The sequence below is a fragment of the Riemerella columbipharyngis genome, from assembly GCF_900101995.1.
Classification (GTDB): domain Bacteria; phylum Bacteroidota; class Bacteroidia; order Flavobacteriales; family Weeksellaceae; genus Riemerella; species Riemerella columbipharyngis.
The window spans coordinates 1-17,410 of record NZ_FNAS01000024.1 but is presented as its reverse complement, the minus strand read 5'-3'; the positions used below and the strand labels follow the sequence as shown (position 1 = coordinate 17,410).

The following is a 17,410-nucleotide window of genomic DNA, read 5'->3' as shown; positions in this document are numbered from 1 at the left end:
TTAGCCTGTGCCAGTTCAAACACACCGGCAATGCTCCCCGTGTGTTGCAGACAGAAGTCTAATAAGGACTGGTTATGTAGTACTATCTTTTTCATTGTTTTAGCTTATTGTTCCTGTTCCCGTGCTTGTGGTCGCTCCTGTTTGGGATATAGCGTTTCCCGCTGTGCTTACCGGTATGCCCGCCTGCACGGTTACTACACCGCTTTTTACGAAGGTATCTATGGCATTGGCTATACGCGTGCATATACGCTCAAGCGATGCATTGTAATCCCTTTCTTCTGTTTGCTCCGCCAAGAAAGCGGCTTTTATCTCGTTTTTCAGTTGTTCTTTATTTAGCATTATTCTTTGTTTTTTTTCGGCTTAATTATCTTTTAAAAAGGTTTTAAATCGGTTTTCAATGGCGGTAAATTCCGCCTCATTGATGAGTTTTATCGTTGGTCCCATATTCGTCGTGAACTTCATTCGTTTTATCGCTTCTAATAAATCCACCATCAGGGTTTTGAGGGTTTCGTTTTCTTTTTTGAGCAAAAAGCCGTCGGGGTTAATGCCAAGCTCTACGCCCTCTATTTTTAATTCTATGCTTTCTACTTCCGACACGGCTTCCACGTAAAGATTGTGCAAATCCTCTTGTATAGGCGACACCAATACCCAACTGCCTACCTTTGGAAAGATAAAATACCTTTTAGCTCCGGCTTCGATGCCGGCACTAAGCCTTACATCGGTATAATCCAGCACGCCGTCGTTCACGGTGCAAGTGCCTGCGTTTTTATCCACGCTTACCACTTGTGCCGGAAAGGTATCCACTCCTCTTTTGCCTAATGCCCTAAGGGCGTCTTGTAATGCTTTGCTCATAGTTTATTGCTTATATGTATCGTTCGCCTGGCACCGCTGTCGCCAAAGCTGGTTACTACTTTTTTAATAAAATATTTTCCCTCTCGGTTAAGATGCTCTTTGTCTTTTATCACTGCCGTCATTCCGCGTGTAGCATAGGGTACAAGAAAAGATTTTACCGAACCCTCAAAACCGTCGTATTTTAGTTTTTTCAATTCCGCCTTTGCCATTTCTCTTAGCTTGTTTTCATCGCTTACTATCGAAGTTGTAAAAGTTCTTTGCTCTCCGCCATCGTCGCCCACTTCCACCGTGGTGCGTTTGTTGTCTTTGGCGATATAGGTATATTTTACCTTAATCTTTTTTTGCTCCGCTGTTTTGTACTCCAGGTTATTCTCCACGATGTTGTAATTCAAGTCGTACACCACGCTTTGCCCTATATTCGTTACCAGTTGCAGCCCTACATACAGCTTGCCCTCATCGTTAATAAATGCCGTCAGACAATGGTTCTTTTTCAAATCCTCTAATACTTTTGCTCCGTTGGCGTCTTTGATGATAAGCTTGTCAAAAGTGTAGTTCGGAATATTATCTGCCAGCTCTACCCCCGTACCGCTTACTAATTCGGATAAAACACTTTTTAGCGTTACCTTTCCAAAGGCTTTGGTAATGTTTTTCCTCCTCAATTTCCAGATAGCATCTTCGCATTTGATTTCAAGAGGTATTTTGCTGCCTATGCTTGCGACGAAGCCGTTAAATTCCACACTTTCATACACATCCTCATAGCCCAGCGTAATGCTTACTTTGTCGCCTACTTTTATTGCCTCTTCGGTGTATTTTTCTTCTCCGGTCTGCCTTACCTTGAATTTAGCCGGCATCTTAATAGTTGCCGTATCCGAAAGATCGTCCACCGAATGGGTGATTTCCACTTCTGAAATGGCTTTAAAATCGTAGCCGCCTATCGTGATATGTCCTTTCAAAATAAACATTAGCTTAACACTCTTTTTTTCTCGTTTTGGTCGGCGTAAAAGTCGTTATCACTTACCGCCGTGATGCTGTATTTTTGCAAGCCTTGCTCGCCTGCCATTTCCTCCCATTGAATGTCTTTCAGGACAATGCTTTTAATGCCGAAAAGGGCTAAAAACGGATTGGAAAGTACCTCCAGCCTGTTGTTGATTTCAAAGAGGCGTTGTAAGGTTTGCACTTGCTTTGTAGGGTATTCTTCCCTCCGCTCGGGGTCTTCGTTCATACAAAGCCCTTTAATTGTCAGTTGATAGTCTTCCGTGCAGATGTATTCCTTAACGGTTCCTCGTCTTTCTTTACCCACCGTAGCGGTTTCTACTATGGTTTTGGTAAGGCTTAAAGTGATAAGCGGCTCGTTCGGAAAATCAAAAATTTCCCCGCTTTTCAAGTCCTGCACTTTCAGCATTTGAAAATAAGGCTGTCCGTTCAAAAGTGCCGCACCAATGCGGTTGAGGCTTGGCAAAACAAATTTTGTTTTGTTGCGTTCCCACCATAGCGGAAATGCCGGTCCTACATAGCTGAAAAACGCTTTTGCCGTAAGTTCTTTGATGTCTATTTCCATTACGCTGTTTGCATTTGGTTTACACTATTTACCGCTCTTAATAAAATCTCTTGCACCCTGTCGCCGAGGCTGCTCAATCCTTTTTCCGTGCTGTCCACCTTGATTATCGTTTGGTCTTGCAGCTTTCCGATATTCACGACGATATGGGTTTGCTTCGAGCCGCCGGAGATGATACCCTTACTTTTGTCTCCTAAACCGCCTCTGTGTTTTCCACCTTTTCCTTTTTCCCCTTTTCCTGTACCTCCATTAGTCTTAGTAAGGCTTGCGAATATACTGCTCTTAGGCTGTTGTGTTACGCCAGTGCTTGCACCCGATGTTCCTTTTTTATTATCGGTTTTAACAGCTTTAGCGTGTCCGTCTGCCCACCCTTTATTAAAGCTATTGAAAGCGTTTTTTCCATCCTCTATTAATTTTTGTTTTGAGTCAAACCCTAAAAGATTTTTACCCGCTTTTTCTCCGATACTCCACGCTTTTTTGAAATCCCCACTAAAAAAAGCTATCAACGCCTGTCCTATTCCGGTAATACCGCTAAGAAGCTCTTTAAGTCGATTTATTATATAGTTTTTTATCATTGCTCCAAAGCCTTTTAAGACTTCCCATACCCCAAGAATAGCACCGCGAAACCCCGCGAGCTTATTCCAAAGAAGAACCACTACTCCGGCAAAGGCAATAATGCCTGCTATCACAAGCCCTATCGGATTTAAGCTCATAGCTATATTCCAAGCCCATTGTGCTGCCTCTACCAGCCAAATTACCCCCTCTAAAATACCCAATGTAATAGACCATCCAATAGTAGCCGCATTGGTGAATAGCATATAGCCGCCCACCGCAAGTGCAACTATTCCAAGTCCCTGCATTATGATTTTAAAAGTGCTAAGGCTGGGTAAAAAGCCGATTACCCATTTACCGAAAGGAATAATTTTTTCAACAAATGCAGTTCCTATATCAAAAATAGGTTTTATCCATTCGGCAAACTTTAAACCTATACGCATAACTACATTTTTGAGTGTTCCTAAAAAGGTACTCCATTTTCCGCCTGCTGTCTGTGCCATTTTATCTGCCATACCGTAGTATAAGCCTCCCTCGCTCGTTGCCAGGCGAAAAGCTTCAGAAACCATATCTGCTGAAATAGCCCCCTCTTCCATTTTCTTTTTGAGGTCGCCCATAGAGATGCCGGTATTCTTGCTGATTACCTGTAATGGATTGAAGCCTTGGTTAATCATTTGTAACAAATCCTGCCCCATTAGTTTTCCTGTACTCATGACTTGTGAATAAGCCAAAGACAACCCTCCGAGTTTTTCTTCGTTACCCATCGCTATATCGCCCAGCATTTTCATATTAGGCATAATCTTATCCTGTGCAATTCCGAAAGAAAGCATTAGCTCGGAATTTTTAATAATAGCATCGTTAGAATAGGGTGTTAGATTAGCATAGTTATTCAGATCGGAAAGCATCTTTTTAGCATTATCTGCAGAACCTAAAAGCACCTCAAATTTTGTATTGGTTTGTTCTAACTCCACACCTTTTTCAAACAAAGATCTTACTGCACCAATACCTGCCATAGCAATACTGAAGCCTCCGGCAAGCCCAATAAGCCCACCCATTTGTCCGCCAATACTTCTTAGCCGTTCTCCTAAACCTTTAGGCGGAAGATTCTCCAGCTTTTTTAGCTCGTGTTCGGTTTTGTTAATTTCTGTTTTCAAACGACGAATATCATTAATAGAAGTACTCGCCGTTCTTTGACGATTCAAAACATTAAGCCGCTCATTTAACTCATTGATAGACTTAGTAGACTTATCAAATTTATTTTGTAAATTTGTTTGGCTTCTCCGAAGATTGGAATCAAAATTGCTGACACTGTTACTAATCTTCATTAATGCAGAAGACGCGTAATCTTTAAGAAATAACGAAAAAGAGTAACTCATGGTTTTATCATTTTTATATGGACTTTTCTTAGTATTTGGTGCCTTATTAGGGCTTTTCTTATTAGTGGTTTGCGTTCTTTTTTTATTAAAAGCGAGTTATATGATTACTATCGTGGGCTTAGGCTTTATGTTGCAAGGTGGCAAAGTAGCTGCCACGCATTGGTGGGCAGCACTTATACAGCTTCCTTGCCTGTTCCTTGAGTTTGGATTACTCTACTTCGAGGGTTGGGAGGGCTTTTGGTGGGCTTTGTTTATCCAAATTTTAGTTTCTGCACTTATCTTTAATATTTACAGAATTATCAAATCTCGAAAAACTAAAGCCCACTCGCCTTTGCCTCCTGCTCTCTAATATTGTTGAGTATCGCTATTTTCTCCGCCCATTCTTCGTCGGTAAGGCTGTCCGGATTAATTCCTAAATAATACTCCAAAAGCGTATTGTTGTAGGCTATCGGATTATTTTCTTCCTTACCGTCATAGGCGTCTAAAGCTTTTTTAGCTCTGCCACTTTCATCTCCATCATCTGCTCCAGTTGTGTACTTGCAGAAAAGAAATAGCTATCATCATTAATAACCTCTGTATCTCCACCGATAGTACAATTTTTCAATATCGTTTCAGAGTATCCCAATGGGTCGGTTTGTAGTTTTGTCATAGCATAGCTCATTGTTTTTCTGTCTGGCTTTCTGAGGTAAAGCTCCTTGCCGTCCTCAAACGAGAGTTTAAAAATCCCTTGCGGGTATTTCGCTTTCCACGCGTCTATTTGTGCTTGTGTTACTTTTTCTTTCATTTTATTGTTGTCTTAAAATTTTAGTTATCATAATGGGTAGTTCTACAATCATATTTTTGTCGCCTTGCTTCATCGATTTTTTCACTTCGCTAAACTCGCAGCCTTTCAGAATATCGGTTACCACTTGCCCCTCTGCATCATCGGGAACATAGGCAATGATGATGTCAAAGTTGAGCTTCATCACATCCTTATCCGGAGCATCGCGGGTCATTGCCTCCAGTTCGCTTTGCCATAAGGATAGTTTTCCCTCGTAGGTTCTGTGCCCTCTTAGCACGCCGTGTGGTGAGCAACCACGCCCAAAGAGGTAGTCTTTTTCTTGTTTCTCGGTGTATTCCACTTCCGTAATGCCGTCGATGATTCTGCCGCCGAAGGCTACGGTAAGTTTACACCAGCCATATTGTTTACTGTCAAATGTTGCCATAATTATGCGTCTGTTTTAGTTGTGAAACCTATGTTTACAGTGATGAATTTCGCGTATCCCACCGGCTGCAGCTTTATTTGTACCACCAGCTCGCCCGTACGTATCACATCCTGTCTCTCATCAATATACACCTGGCATCTGCTTAGCTCTCCTTTCGCCGTCATATTACCGTTGATATTGCTTTCCACTTCATTCTGCCAGCTTTTGATAATGGCAGGATGAATGCTACCGTCTTGCGATACCGGAATTTCGTCGCCCAATTTCTCTACAAGGGTATTGTAGGCGATAATCACGGCTTTGTCCATTACGAAGCCGTTTGCCAAGCTCTTAAAGTCGTCGGTTGGCACGGTAAGCGTAGGATCGTCGGTAAAGAAAAATCCCGCTTTTCCGGCAAAGCTTCTCAAGAAGATATAGTTTTTGTCCGCTATATTATCCCAGGCATCTGCAAGGCTTTCTACTTTTGCTCCGTTGGTAAAATAGGCGTTTACCTGCTCTACCGCACCGTCTTTCACGCGTCCGATATTTCGTTGCACGGGTATGCTTGCCAGTCTTCCCAATGCCAAACCAATGCAGGCGTCTTTTGCGCCGTCGGTATTGGCGATTAGAATAGAAACTTTGTTGAGTTCGGTGGTTCGGTAGTCTTTTAACTCGCTTACCGTACCGCTGAAATTGTTCCCGGAAATAAGCCCTCTGAATGGGAAATATTTCTTTTCAAATTCTTGGGCTAAGGCTTGCAGTTTTACCGCTGAGGCATCCACATCCTCGTCCAATCCGTTGGCAATGGTTTCGGTGCCTTTACTTTCTTTGGCAATACCCAGTACGCGTATTTTGCCGCCGGCATCGTTCAATAATTTTTTAGCAAAGTTTTGCTCTTTGTCTGCCATTTGCACCATTGTGGTCGCATCGGAAACGAGCATCACCCAAAGCTCTGCCCCTTTGCCTGCATAGTCGTAAAAGGCTTTAATATGCTTGTAGGCAAACGCGTTACCGTCTGCAGTAATACCGGCATCTTTGGCGTCCTCCAAAGAGAAGAACTGGCGGCTTTCGCCCAGCGTGATTTTTCCGCTTACGGTTTTACCGGTAAGCACCATACCGGGCGTTTTTTGAATATCCGCCGTGAGTAGCCCTAAACCATTTTTAGCAATGTTAAATGTAATTCTTGGTAGTCCCATAGTCTATTGTTTTTTGACAGCTCCTTTTGGTTTTTCAGAAAGCGTCTGTGGTGTTTCAGGAGCTGCATTATTTCCTTTGTTTTCCGCTTTTTTTTCGGTGTATTCCGCCAGCTCTTTTGAGCTTAGTGTTTTAGCGTGTGCTTCGGCATCGGCTTTCTTTTCAAACAAAAATCCGTCTTCTGTGCCGTAGAGCTTTTTCACATTGCGGTGCGAGCTTATGTACTGCTCCGCCCTCTCGTTCATCGTATCTATATATCTCTTTTCCATTTATTTATTTTTTAGGTTAAAGGATAGCACACGCATATTTCGGATTGTTCGCTCTGATAACACCCACTAACGCTCTTTGTGCAAAAGAAATCGTATCGGCCTGCGTTCCGGAATCTCTTAAATTAGCATACATTTCCACATCGCCATAGCATCTGAACACTTCATCGGATACCCAAATGAATGACGCTCTTTTATCCGTTGCTTCTTTGGTCGCACCGAAAGGCTTTTTTACGCCGGCAGACGTATATACAGGGTTTTGGCTGTATTGAAATACCTTAATACCGTAAAGCTGTTTTTCGTTCAAAACCTCTTTATATAGGCGTTTGTCTTCTTTTCTCATTCGTGCCAAATGTTCCGCGTTGAGGCAGATATTCACGCCGTCCAATATATCCACACCCTCAAAAAAGGCTTTCGCGTCAATGATAGCATCTATCACGCTGTCGGTTGCCCCTAAGTTGAAAATCTTGTTAAGCTCGTTATCTTGTTGAGGTGCCCAAGCCCAAGCGGCGCGTTTACCAAGATCTACAGCCAAAGCTTTACGATGGCGGTTGATAATGCTATTTCTTCTGTTATATTGCAGCTCTACCTCTTGCAGTTCTTTGTGCCTTGTTTGGTCGGTGCTGTATGTTTTGAGTACTACCTCGTTAGGAATATCCTTAATATCCTTGATGGGTAGCGGGTCGTCGGAGGTCGCGAAATAATCCTCGTGAACATCCGGACTGATACCGGCTTCTGCAAGGTGCAGTTTATTATTGCTAACATATTGCGACATATCTACCGATGCCGCTAAGAATGAATTAGACGGTACCGGATTTTCTTTAATGCCTTGTACCCAAATTTCTTTTTGTAATGCCATGTTTAGTGTTTTTTTTAGTGTTTATTTGTTAGATTGATACCTCACGCCGGCAGCGTAATCTTTTGCCAATTGCGCGTATTTTTCGGGTTCTGTTTCTTTGATTTTACGGAGCTTCGCTACATCGTACCTTTGCATATAGTCAAAAGTCTCTTTGCTGTCTCCGCTCGGTTTTCCACTGTTTTTTGCAAGGTTGATGGCTTCATTAAGCGCCTTTCCGACATCTTGCTTTATTTTCGTTTCTTTAGCTAATTTGATAGCCTCTTCAAACTTCGGTGCTGTTTCCTCATAATTGGATTGAAGCAACCCCAACTGTACCGATTTCAAATTCTCCGGGATAATCCCCAAGGTTACGGCTTCATTTACGATGCTTTCCGCTTTTGCATTTTGGACGGTCATATATTTCGCTTTCCATTCTTTCGCAGACTTCTCCGCCTGGTCTTTCGATAATTTCAAATCTCTAATGGCATTCAGTATGCCGTCCTCTTTTGTGTCGGCGGCTAATCCCAAAGCCAATGCAACACTTAATAAAATAGTTTGATTCATAGATTTATTATTATTTGATAAAAGTTTCAATTTTGCAGGAATACCATCTCGGCAAAGGCGTATAGCATCATCATTTCCGCCAATATCCACGATAGATATTTCCGTGAGCTTTGCCGCCGTTACGGTTTCCATCGTCTGTCCGGGCATTATCATTTCGGGCTCGGAGCTTGTGGCTAAAATATCTGCCCCTATGCTCGCCATCTTGATAAAGCCACGCTCTACTTTGCCCTCTATACTCTTGGCAAAAGAGCTTCCACTGTCAAATTCTATATCCACTAATAGTTTGCCCGCTTCTTTTTTCAAGGCTACTGCGCGACCTATAACCTCCTCGCCCGTAGGCACAGGGTTGCCAAAGCGATTGTGCATATAGAGAATAACCGGATTCTTTTCAAATTGAGTGGTATCTATGCCCTCGGTCAAAATCCTATATCCGTATGAATTTACAGCATCTGTGCTTGCGATGAATGTGTAAGTCTTTTGGCTCATTTCTCGTTTTTTCTTGCCGCAAAGTTGGGGGCTGTGCGCGGCTCTGAAAAATCGGCAGTTAACCATTAAGGAAATTTCCTCAATGTTTAAGGTTTTTTCCTCAATCCTTAAACGGAGATTTCGCAGGGACAGCCACATCGGTGAACTTTGCGGCATAATTTAACAACAGATGATAGACTTCATTCACAGCGATGATTTGGACATAAAAAACGGCGACTGGCACACCGGTACTGCCGACAACCAACACGCCAAATACATCGTCCAAGCCCAGAAAGGGGAATATAAAGAACATCCCGAGCTGGGCGTGGGCATTGAAAATATACTGAACACCGAACAAGCGATTGACTTTCTCATCGAAGCCAAAAAAAACCTGGAATACGACGGAATGAAAGTCAAAGACATAGCCTTTACCGAAACCGGTAAATTAAGCATTGACGCACAATACAACGAGCGTCTTTAATGACTTTTAAACCTTATTTAAAACCGAATTAAATGGCACGACTAAAAGCAGCAGAAGCAGATTATAAAAAAAGCCAAGGACGAGAGCTATATTCCAAAGGCTTTAGTATTACCAATATATCCGAGATTATCGGAATAGGCGTCAAAACCCTCAGCAAATGGAGGGAGGAGGAAGACTGGGACGAAGAAAAAGAACTGCAAACGCTTAAACCTACCTCTATACGGCGGCTTACGCTTAAATGTGCCTTAGCCATTGAAAAAGGCGAGCCTATGCCTTACAAAGCAGACGATATTGCCAAGATAGTGGCGGCTTTTGATAGGATAACCGACAGCAAAAAGATAGCCGTATATACCATGGAAAGCATCGACAACTTCTGTGCTTTTATGCTGGAAAAAGCAGGAAAGGCAACTGGTAAAAAACGCGATGAACTGCTGAACCAAATCAAAGCCGTAAGACCTTACTTCGACGAATACATCACTCAACTATTAAGCGATGACTAAAACAGAACTCAAAGAGGCTAAAGAGCGGTATTTCCTTAATTCCAAAATGATTAAGGAGCTAACCTCTCGAACGCTGACCAAAGAAACCGACGACGAACAACAGACGCGGATTAAACGCCTGCTGAAACCCGAAAACTATAATGCTTTTTTCGATTATTATTTCGGGGCAGAAAGCGGTTTGCCTTTGGCAGACGCCCCCTGTGCACCGTTCCACCAAGAAAGCTATAGTAAGGTGTTTAAGGATAGGTTTATCAGGCAGCTGCGTATGTGGTACAGAGGTGCGGCAAAATCCATTCATACCAATGTCGGTAACATCTTGCACCTTAAAGAAAACAACGAGCTTTTTTTCGCCCTTTTAATCGGTGCAAACGAGGGCTTAGCCAAGCTTTTACTATCGGATTTGCAGGTACAGTTGGAAAGTAACGAAAGGCTGATAAAAGATTTCGGCGTGCAGGTGTCTTACGGCGATTGGGCAGACGGCGAGTTTCAAACCAAAGACGGCAAGTTTTTTAAGGCATTGGGACTCAACCAACCTTTTAGAGGCTTACGATTCGGGGCTTTTCGTCCGGACTTTGCCAGCATAGATGATTGCGAGGATAGAGACAGAGCTAAACGCCCCGAAATGGTGCGGAAATACGGGGAAAAGATTACAGGCGACCTCAAAAAAGCATTTCATAAGCAACGCGGACGCTTCATTGTTCCCAACAACTACATCGTAAAAGGCGGATTAATTGATTTTATTAAGGATAAATTCAAGGATAGCAAACACTTGGATATTTCCCGTGTGGATTTGGCAACGAAAAACATCACCCGCGACAACTGCCAGGAGGTAAAAGACTGGGAGCCTTCGTGGAAAGAACGCTATACCAAGCAGGAGGTCATCAACATTATTATGGATGACGACTATTACACCAGCCAGAGGGAAGATTTCAACAACCCCATAGAGGAGGGTAAGCTTTTCAAAACCGCTCAAATCATTAAGCGGAAAGTCCACTACAGCGAGGCTTGGGACGGCTTTATTGTACATTGGGATTTATCCTACACTTCCAACGGCGACTACAAGGCAGGGGTACTCATAGGCGTACAGGGCGTGCGCCTCACGGTATTAGAAATCTTTTGCCAAAGGTGCAGCACCAACGCGGCAATGGACGCTCATTTTGCTTGGATAATGAAATACAAAGCCAAAGGCTACACACCGCTATCCTTTTACGATGCTACGGCGGCACAGCAAGTGGTCTATGAACCCGTTATCCTGCAAACCGCAGAGGACAACAATTGCACGGATATTCCTATTCCTATGCACCAGCAGGGCGATAAGCACAACCGCATAGAGGCCACTTTACTCAATGTTTTTAACCGAAAAATCCTTTTTTGGGACGAAACGCTTTCGGGGAAAGATTACGAGGCTTTTATGAACCAAGTACTATCCTTTGAGAAAGGCACTACCGCCAACGATGATGCGCCGGATACTTTGGAAAGGGCAGTTTTTTACTGCCAAAGATACTACGGCTTTACGGCACCGGAAAAAGGCAGCGGAAAACCATTAATAGGTAAAAGGCGGAGAGCTTCCGCAGGTAGATTATAAAAACAACAAAAATGACACCCAGAAAAGAACTATTTATTAAAGTAAAAAAAGCCTTAATGCCCATTTCGGAATTAGAGCTGGTGGATCTACAACGCAACCAAATGAGCAGCGACCGCTTTGCGTATCTTTTTGTATCCGCATTGATTAGCGTAAATGCTATTCAGTGGCAGAGTATGACGGAGCAAAACCAAGAGGGTACGGCGACGGTCCTTATCGACCTCTATTGTCGCGACGGCTGGCGAAACCAACACCAGCACACGGAAGACGGCGAGGAGGGCTTAATGGAAATAGATCTCATCGACCGAATTGCCGAGGCGGTGCAATTCCTAAGAGGCGAGCAATTTCGGACGCTTACCCTCGAAAGCGACGAAGTGATTAGCAACACGATGGACGGCATGTTTCAATACCGCCTTACATTTTCTTGTAATCTCTACCGAAAACTGAAACCATTGTATAACAACCAAAAAATCACATTATAATGTTTTTAACCAAAGAAGATTTAACCACTAATGCCCCTAAGTCTTTTATCGATATTTTAGTGGCTACCGAAGACGAAGCCCTCAACGGCATTATCGCCGAGCAAATAGACATCATAAAAACCAATATCGGTGCTTATTACGATGCGGATAAGGTATTCAGTGCCGAGGGAGAGGCACGAAGCAAAACCGTGCTATACTACCTCAAAGCATTGGTATTTTACCACTTGATGAAAAGACGAAAACCGGGAGTGCTTGACCCTGCCGATTACAACGAAGCAATGAAATGGCTGGAGGACATCTCAAGCGGTAACCGCAAGGCAGACCTACCCAAAAAAGACGAAGACGAAGACGGTATTCCGGATGACAATCCATTTCTAAAACTCGGCAGACGAAAATCCTACCAAAACGGTTGGTAGTGCGGAGATTTTACCCAAACCAAACACACTATGGCAAACAACTTAAAAGATTTAGAAGCAAAGCTCAAACATATAGCGGAAGTACTGCCCGACAAATGCCTCTCTGTAATAGAAGTGGAGGGGAAGAATTTTATTGCAAAAAATTTCAGAGAACAAGGCTTTGCGGATAACGGTCTGGAAAAATGGAAAACCCGAAAAACCACCGACCGCAAAGGCAGAGACCTCACACGATACAGAACCAACCGCAGGGGGAAACAAGGAGAGCTTACCAAATTCGGAAGAGAAAATCTTAACCGTGCCATTTTGGTAGGGCATAATACCGGAGGCGACAAACTTAAAAACTCATTCCGCGTCCGTCGTGAAAATCAAGCGGTGATATTCTCCACTTATAAGGAATATGCACGCTATCACAACGAAGGCACCGAGCATCTTCCTAAAAGACAATTTATGGGCGAATCCAAACACCTAACCGAGCGTATAACGAACAAGATAGACGAAACGATAAAAAAACTATTCCAACAATGACAACGATAACAGGAAACCTTTTGAAACGAAAAATAACTCTCAGCGGCAACACTAAAAAAGATGCCGCCAAGGTAAGTCAATTTATGCTGGATATTCTCAAGCGGCACCGTAATATTTGGCGTAAGGAACTCGACCAATGGCAGTCCGCAAGACTGACGCGTTATGCTTTGGAAAACCCAAGCAACTGGCTTTTACAGGAAGTGTATGATGATATTATGCTCGACGGATTGCTCACGGGTATTACCGAAAACCGAACCTATCGAAGCACCAACAAGGACTACATCATTGTCGACGAAAATGGTATCAAACAAGATAAGGAAACAGCTTTTATAACCAAGAAATCTTGGTTTGAAGATTTTATCCGCTACGCCCACGAAACCGCTTATTACGGCACAGGCGTTATCTTTCTGAACAATGTGCAAAACGGCGAAATCAAATCTGTGCAGTTGGTACCGCGTGGCAATGTTATTCCGGAAACCAAAACCATTGTTACCGGTACTGACGGCACTTCGGGATTTAGTTATTCGGATTTTCCGAACTACCTCATAGAGGTGCAGATGTACAACGCTTTGGGCTTATTGGAAAAGGCGGCGCCTTATACCATTCTCAAACGCCACTCGTGGGCTTCTTGGGACGAGTTCGAGGAGCTTTTCGGTATTCCTATCCGTATTGCCAAAATCGCCAGCCAAAGCGATGATGTAAAGAAAGAAGTCGCCTCGTGGCTTGAAGAAATGGGTTCCTCTACCTATGGCGTGTTTCCATTGGGTACAGAGGTAGAAATCAAAGAAAATTCAAAGTCCGATGCCTTTCAGGTCTTTTTCCAAAAACTACAAGCTCTTAATGATGAGCTTTCCATCTTGGTACTGCACCAAACGATGACGACGCAAAACGGCAGTAGCAAATCCCAGGGCGAAGTCCACGAAAATACTTTGAAAGAACTGGTATATTCAGACGAAAAAAAGATACTGGCAATCCTTAACGATAAACTTTTGCCCGCTATGCGGTTCTTTGGCTACGCCATACCCGAAAATTACAAAATCGCAGTATCGCAGACCAAAGACCCCGAAAAACAAATGCTCATAGACGATATGCTGCTTCGGAATGGGTATATCTTGAAACAGTCTTATTTAGAAGATACCTACGGCTCGGAGATAGAGCATACACCTACGCCGGGTACACCGCAAAAGCAGGGAAAGCCTTAGGGCTGCTCAAGCTACACTACCGCACTAAGTGTTGTCCGGAACATCACCGGCATACGGAACTGGTAGCAGATTTTAGTTTGAGCAGCCTCGTGGAGAAGTACTGCCGTGCTTTGTTCGATGAACACGAAGTGCCGGAGGAAATACGCCAAAAACTTTGGAACAAATATTTTGACAAGCTTTCTACCGGTATAGATAAGGGGTATAATGCCAAAGATTTTGAGGTGTACGACAAAGAGCTGGTAAAGGCTTTCAAAACCAATATCGCCGAGTTTTCAGCCTTTAAAGAAACTAGCTTCAGAAATTCCCTGCACGAACTTTTAACCACAGAAGATGGTAGGCTCAGAAGCTGGAACGATTTCAAAACCGAGGCTCTGAAAGTCAGTGGAGACTATAATGTACGCTGGCTCGAAACAGAGTATCATCAGACGGTAGCCAACGCCAACATGGCAGGAAAATGGAAAGACTTCGAGAGAGACACCGATCTATACTCCAATGTAAAATTTGTAACGGTAGCGGATGGTCGTGTGCGCCCGGAACATAAGGTTTTAGACGGCGTAGTACGACCTTACAACGATCCGTTTTGGAAAACACACCTGCCTCCTCTGGACTGGGGATGCAGATGTAATGTGATACAAACCGACGAAGAACCAACAGAAGTACCCGGAGGCGTGCAGCTGAAATTGGAATTCGAAAACAACCCCGCACAAAGCGGAAAAATATTCAATGGCTCGGTGTACGAGAAAGGACTAAATGGCAAAGAGAAGAAAGAAATAGCGGACAATGCAATACGCTGGCTTGAAAGTACTCAAAAGAAAGACGGGAAAGTAACCTTTGCACCAAATTATGACACTAATGATTTTAATCGAAATAAATACATAGCTGAAGTTTGTGCCAAACAAACAGGATTTAATTTTCATATTAGGGAACATGTAGAGGTTAAACATGTTACAAATCCGGAATACTTGATAGGAGATTTGTTATTAGGCGATAGGAAATCTATAAAAAGCAGCAATGGCATAATAACTCAAATAGACCACGCAAAAAAACAAATGCTAAACAAATTTGTCAATCCACATAAAATGCCTTACTATATTGTATGGGACTTAGACGCTATCGAAAACATTGAATGGTCAGAAATAACAAATAATTTATCAAGAAAAGTAACTAAAACCAGAGGTACAAAAATCAGAGGTATGTTTTTCCATTATCAAGGAAAAGCTGTATATCTTCCCAGAGAGAATATTGTAAAAAGAGATTATTCAGTATTAGAAAAATTAAAATGACAAAAGCCTCTAATTTTAGAGGCTTTTGCTTAGGGCTGACTTGGGTATTTCACCGCGTCTGCATCTTTATACTAAATAAAAGTATTTCTTGTATTGTTCTGCAAATATACATTTTTTTTTCATCAATCCGCATAAATGCCGTATTGTTTTACAATAGCAGCTACCGTATTAGCGGAAATAGGCGGCACACGCCGTGCTGTTTCTTCCAATAATGCCGAAATCTTCCACTGGGGGTGCTTATTTTCAAGCTCGTAAAACACCTGCCGAACTTTCTGATTTCTAAGCCGTATGCGTTCTTTTCTACTCATAACGCAAAGATAACAAACTAAAAAACACCACGCAAAGTGGTGTTTAGATGCAAAAAAAACCGCCTTGAATATCAAAGCGGTTTAGTGAAAAGAATTAAACTTCCATAAATTCCTTTAAAACTTCTTTAATTTCTCTTTCAAAGACTTTTAAAAATTCGTTATTGGGGCTTTGTCCTTCGCCCTCTTTGGTTGCCGTAAAGGTGTATATCTCCGTTCTTGGTTCGTCTATCAGAAAGCCCTCTTCCGGCGGTAAAACAAGGCAGTAGCCTTTCACTTCGTAGCCTCTGCATTGTAGGAAGTGGATAATGTCCACTTGCGGTATGTGCGTTTTAATTTCCATTTTTATAAGGTCTGGGGTTTTAGGGGTTAGGAGTATCATTTTCTAATGCTTTTGAAATTTGGTCGCGGTGTTTTTGTTCGGTGAGGTAGTCGGTTATTTTAGGGGTTAAAAACTTTTGTACATTCGGGTTTCTAAACCTTTCAAATTTCTTTTGTAACTCGGGTGAAAGTTCGTGAAAATATTTGCCCTTAGATTCTTCTTTGGGTTGGGGTCTTGCACTTCGGAGTAGTTTTTCCCGTTCCTCGCTTTTTCGCTCTAAATAAGAATTTGCCCAGTCCATTACTATAAATGTATCAAACTTATAGACCTTACCGAAATCGCCCATCCTTGCCATTTTGAACATCAAAATAATATCTTCTAAAGTGTCGTTCTTAAACTTCTCATAGAGGTCGCCTGACATTATAATAATTTGAAAGGTTTCCATTTCTTTTCCTGTAACTGTTAGGAAAAACTCTATTACTCGGATAATTTCCTTAATTACATCTTTCTTTTCGCCCTGTTTGGCTATAAGTGGTGCATTCTCAATACTTTGCCGAATAGTAAGCGTTTGTTCGGCTTTAGCAAGGATATTGTTGAAAGTTTTGCTATCCGTACAAGTCGCTAATTGTAGCATCATTGCCTGCTGCGCTTGTTGCAATTCTGTTAATTTGTTGGAAATGTTTGGCATATTGCTGTGGGTTTTCTTTAATCGTTAGAACTTGGTTAATGTATTTATCAAAATTGCTCGGGCGGAATATCGTTACCGGATTGAGGTGCACGCTCATGGTGGAGTTGTTTTTCCATTCTAATGTTTTCACTTGGATTACCTCGATGATTTCCTGCTCCGTGTAGCCGTCTTTGAGGCGTGCAGAGATGCCTTTGAGGTTGCTTTTTGTCTCTCTAAACCTCCGCCCTGTAATGGCGTTAAATTGCTTCAGTATCTCTATTTCCGGTGTTGTAAATTCTGCTTTCATCAGTTTAAATTTTTAATTTCTCCAGCTTTCCTCCACCACGCTTTATTTAGCGGTTTTTCGGCGGATTTCTGATTATTCCTTTCTACACCTCTAAGCTGTTTATAAAGTTCTTTCAATTCCTCTATATTGTGTGCTGTTAGTGGCTTTTTATAGATGCTATAAAGTATCATCCAGTCATTGAATTTATGCCAGCTCTTAGGCTCTTTTATGCCCTCTCGTTCTGCAAGAGCGAGGATTTTAGAGCGCCATTCTTTGAGGACAAGCTCATATTTAAGCGCGTTAAATTCTTCGTCCATTGTAGGCGCTGGCTTTGGAGCGTGTATGTTATAGAGCTTATCTATTTCCTCTTGAGTCAGCTCCTCTAACAAGGTCGTCCGGAAGCCCGTAAATCCGGACACCTCTATCGCTATATCTACGGCACTTTGCTCCGCCAATAGCTCTTTGAGTTCTTTTAGTGTTGCCATTATTTTATATTTAATAAGTTCATCCAGTTGT

General features: G+C 42.5%; 25 protein-coding genes. 9 read left to right on the top strand and 16 right to left on the bottom strand.

Annotated features, from left to right (window positions below; genetic code table 11):
- Positions 1 to 99 precede the first annotated feature (99 nt).
- Genes BLS89_RS09855 through BLS89_RS09835 form a run of 5 tightly spaced genes read right to left on the bottom strand, consistent with a single transcriptional unit; the run spans position 100 to position 4,335 of the window.
- Entirely contained in the window at positions 100 to 339 is a 240-nt protein-coding gene (locus BLS89_RS09855) for a hypothetical protein (protein ID WP_092737984.1), read from the bottom strand.
- A 21-nt stretch (positions 340 to 360) separates the two neighbouring features.
- Entirely contained in the window at positions 361 to 852 is a 492-nt protein-coding gene (locus BLS89_RS09850) for a hypothetical protein (protein ID WP_092737982.1), read from the bottom strand.
- Positions 849 to 1,814, bottom strand: coding sequence for a late control protein (locus tag BLS89_RS09845; RefSeq protein ID WP_092737980.1), 966 nt, complete (start codon positions 1,812 to 1,814; stop codon positions 849 to 851). Before BLS89_RS09845 ends, BLS89_RS09850 begins: the two co-directional genes overlap by 4 nt.
- Positions 1,814 to 2,410, bottom strand: coding sequence for a DUF6046 domain-containing protein (locus tag BLS89_RS09840; RefSeq protein WP_092737978.1), 597 nt, complete (start codon positions 2,408 to 2,410; stop codon positions 1,814 to 1,816). The genes BLS89_RS09845 and BLS89_RS09840 overlap by 1 nt, the downstream gene beginning before the upstream one ends.
- Positions 2,410 to 4,335 carry a tape measure protein gene (locus BLS89_RS09835; protein ID WP_092737976.1) on the bottom strand — a complete coding sequence of 642 codons (1,926 nt, stop codon included), beginning with the start codon at positions 4,333 to 4,335 and terminating at the stop codon, positions 2,410 to 2,412. Before BLS89_RS09835 ends, BLS89_RS09840 begins: the two co-directional genes overlap by 1 nt.
- A 100-nt stretch (positions 4,336 to 4,435) precedes the next feature.
- On the opposite strand from BLS89_RS09835, the gene BLS89_RS09830 reads away from it, so the two are divergent.
- Positions 4,436 to 4,684: a hypothetical protein gene (locus BLS89_RS09830; RefSeq protein ID WP_092737974.1), complete on the top strand. Its 249-nt coding sequence runs from the start codon at positions 4,436 to 4,438 to the stop codon at positions 4,682 to 4,684.
- A 132-nt stretch (positions 4,685 to 4,816) separates the two neighbouring features.
- On the opposite strand, the gene BLS89_RS09825 is transcribed toward BLS89_RS09830, so the two are convergent.
- From BLS89_RS09825 to BLS89_RS09800, 6 genes are read right to left on the bottom strand one after another with little or no spacing between them, the layout of a single operon-like run.
- Entirely contained in the window at positions 4,817 to 5,119 is a 303-nt protein-coding gene (locus BLS89_RS09825; RefSeq protein ID WP_092737972.1) for a hypothetical protein, read from the bottom strand.
- A gap of 1 nt (position 5,120) precedes the next feature.
- Positions 5,121 to 5,540, bottom strand: coding sequence for a hypothetical protein (locus tag BLS89_RS09820; RefSeq protein WP_092737970.1), 420 nt, complete (start codon positions 5,538 to 5,540; stop codon positions 5,121 to 5,123).
- 2 nt (positions 5,541 to 5,542) lie between these two features.
- The gene (locus tag BLS89_RS09815; protein WP_092737968.1) at positions 5,543 to 6,712 is read right to left on the bottom strand and encodes a DUF2586 family protein; all 1,170 of its coding nucleotides are present in this window, start codon (positions 6,710 to 6,712) and stop codon (positions 5,543 to 5,545) included.
- A gap of 3 nt (positions 6,713 to 6,715) precedes the next feature.
- A complete protein-coding gene (locus BLS89_RS09810; protein WP_092737966.1) occupies positions 6,716 to 6,979 on the bottom strand; it encodes a hypothetical protein in 264 nt (87 codons plus the stop codon).
- Positions 6,980 to 6,995: 16 nt separating this feature from the next.
- Positions 6,996 to 7,835: a hypothetical protein gene (locus tag BLS89_RS09805; RefSeq protein WP_092737964.1), complete on the bottom strand. Its 840-nt coding sequence runs from the start codon at positions 7,833 to 7,835 to the stop codon at positions 6,996 to 6,998.
- Between the two features lie 21 nt (positions 7,836 to 7,856).
- Complete coding sequence (locus BLS89_RS09800; protein WP_143017766.1) at positions 7,857 to 9,020, bottom strand: hypothetical protein; 1,164 nt, start codon at positions 9,018 to 9,020, stop codon at positions 7,857 to 7,859.
- Between the two features lie 13 nt (positions 9,021 to 9,033).
- On the opposite strand from BLS89_RS09800, the gene BLS89_RS09795 reads away from it, so the two are divergent.
- The 8 genes from BLS89_RS09795 to BLS89_RS09760 all read left to right on the top strand — a co-directional run bounded on the left by BLS89_RS09795 (position 9,034) and on the right by BLS89_RS09760 (position 15,314).
- Positions 9,034 to 9,324 (top strand): oxidase, encoded by a 291-nt coding sequence (locus tag BLS89_RS09795; RefSeq protein ID WP_092737960.1) that lies wholly within the window; start codon positions 9,034 to 9,036, stop codon positions 9,322 to 9,324.
- A 32-nt stretch (positions 9,325 to 9,356) separates the two neighbouring features.
- The gene (locus BLS89_RS09790) at positions 9,357 to 9,824 is read left to right on the top strand and encodes a terminase gpP N-terminus-related DNA-binding protein (RefSeq protein WP_092737958.1); all 468 of its coding nucleotides are present in this window, start codon (positions 9,357 to 9,359) and stop codon (positions 9,822 to 9,824) included.
- The gene (locus tag BLS89_RS09785; RefSeq protein ID WP_092737956.1) at positions 9,817 to 11,409 is read left to right on the top strand and encodes a hypothetical protein; all 1,593 of its coding nucleotides are present in this window, start codon (positions 9,817 to 9,819) and stop codon (positions 11,407 to 11,409) included. The genes BLS89_RS09790 and BLS89_RS09785 overlap by 8 nt, the downstream gene beginning before the upstream one ends.
- An 11-nt stretch (positions 11,410 to 11,420) precedes the next feature.
- A complete protein-coding gene (locus BLS89_RS09780) occupies positions 11,421 to 11,888 on the top strand; it encodes a hypothetical protein (RefSeq protein WP_092737954.1) in 468 nt (155 codons plus the stop codon).
- On the top strand, positions 11,888 to 12,304 hold the full coding sequence (locus BLS89_RS09775) for a phage protein Gp36 family protein (protein ID WP_092737952.1): 417 nt from the start codon (positions 11,888 to 11,890) through the stop codon (positions 12,302 to 12,304). The genes BLS89_RS09780 and BLS89_RS09775 overlap by 1 nt, the downstream gene beginning before the upstream one ends.
- Before the next feature lie 30 nt (positions 12,305 to 12,334).
- A complete protein-coding gene (locus tag BLS89_RS09770) occupies positions 12,335 to 12,829 on the top strand; it encodes a phage morphogenesis protein (RefSeq protein ID WP_092737950.1) in 495 nt (164 codons plus the stop codon).
- Entirely contained in the window at positions 12,826 to 14,031 is a 1,206-nt protein-coding gene (locus tag BLS89_RS09765) for a phage portal protein family protein (protein ID WP_092737949.1), read from the top strand. Before BLS89_RS09770 ends, BLS89_RS09765 begins: the two co-directional genes overlap by 4 nt.
- A 77-nt stretch (positions 14,032 to 14,108) precedes the next feature.
- Positions 14,109 to 15,314 (top strand): phage head morphogenesis protein, encoded by a 1,206-nt coding sequence (locus tag BLS89_RS09760; protein WP_176763302.1) that lies wholly within the window; start codon positions 14,109 to 14,111, stop codon positions 15,312 to 15,314.
- A gap of 122 nt (positions 15,315 to 15,436) precedes the next feature.
- On the opposite strand, the gene BLS89_RS09755 is transcribed toward BLS89_RS09760, so the two are convergent.
- The 5 genes from BLS89_RS09755 to BLS89_RS09735 all read right to left on the bottom strand — a co-directional run.
- Complete coding sequence (locus tag BLS89_RS09755) at positions 15,437 to 15,622, bottom strand: hypothetical protein (protein ID WP_092737945.1); 186 nt, start codon at positions 15,620 to 15,622, stop codon at positions 15,437 to 15,439.
- A gap of 94 nt (positions 15,623 to 15,716) precedes the next feature.
- A complete protein-coding gene (locus BLS89_RS09750; RefSeq protein WP_176763301.1) occupies positions 15,717 to 16,001 on the bottom strand; it encodes a hypothetical protein in 285 nt (94 codons plus the stop codon).
- Complete coding sequence (locus BLS89_RS09745) at positions 15,982 to 16,578, bottom strand: hypothetical protein (RefSeq protein ID WP_143017765.1); 597 nt, start codon at positions 16,576 to 16,578, stop codon at positions 15,982 to 15,984. The genes BLS89_RS09750 and BLS89_RS09745 overlap by 20 nt, the downstream gene beginning before the upstream one ends.
- Positions 16,547 to 16,915, bottom strand: a complete 369-nt coding sequence (locus BLS89_RS09740; RefSeq protein WP_092737941.1) for a conserved phage C-terminal domain-containing protein — start codon at positions 16,913 to 16,915, stop codon at positions 16,547 to 16,549. The genes BLS89_RS09745 and BLS89_RS09740 overlap by 32 nt, the downstream gene beginning before the upstream one ends.
- Positions 16,915 to 17,410: hypothetical protein (locus BLS89_RS09735; RefSeq protein WP_092737939.1), on the bottom strand; the 496-nt coding region annotated here is incomplete at its 5' end. The genes BLS89_RS09740 and BLS89_RS09735, both read right to left, overlap by 1 nt.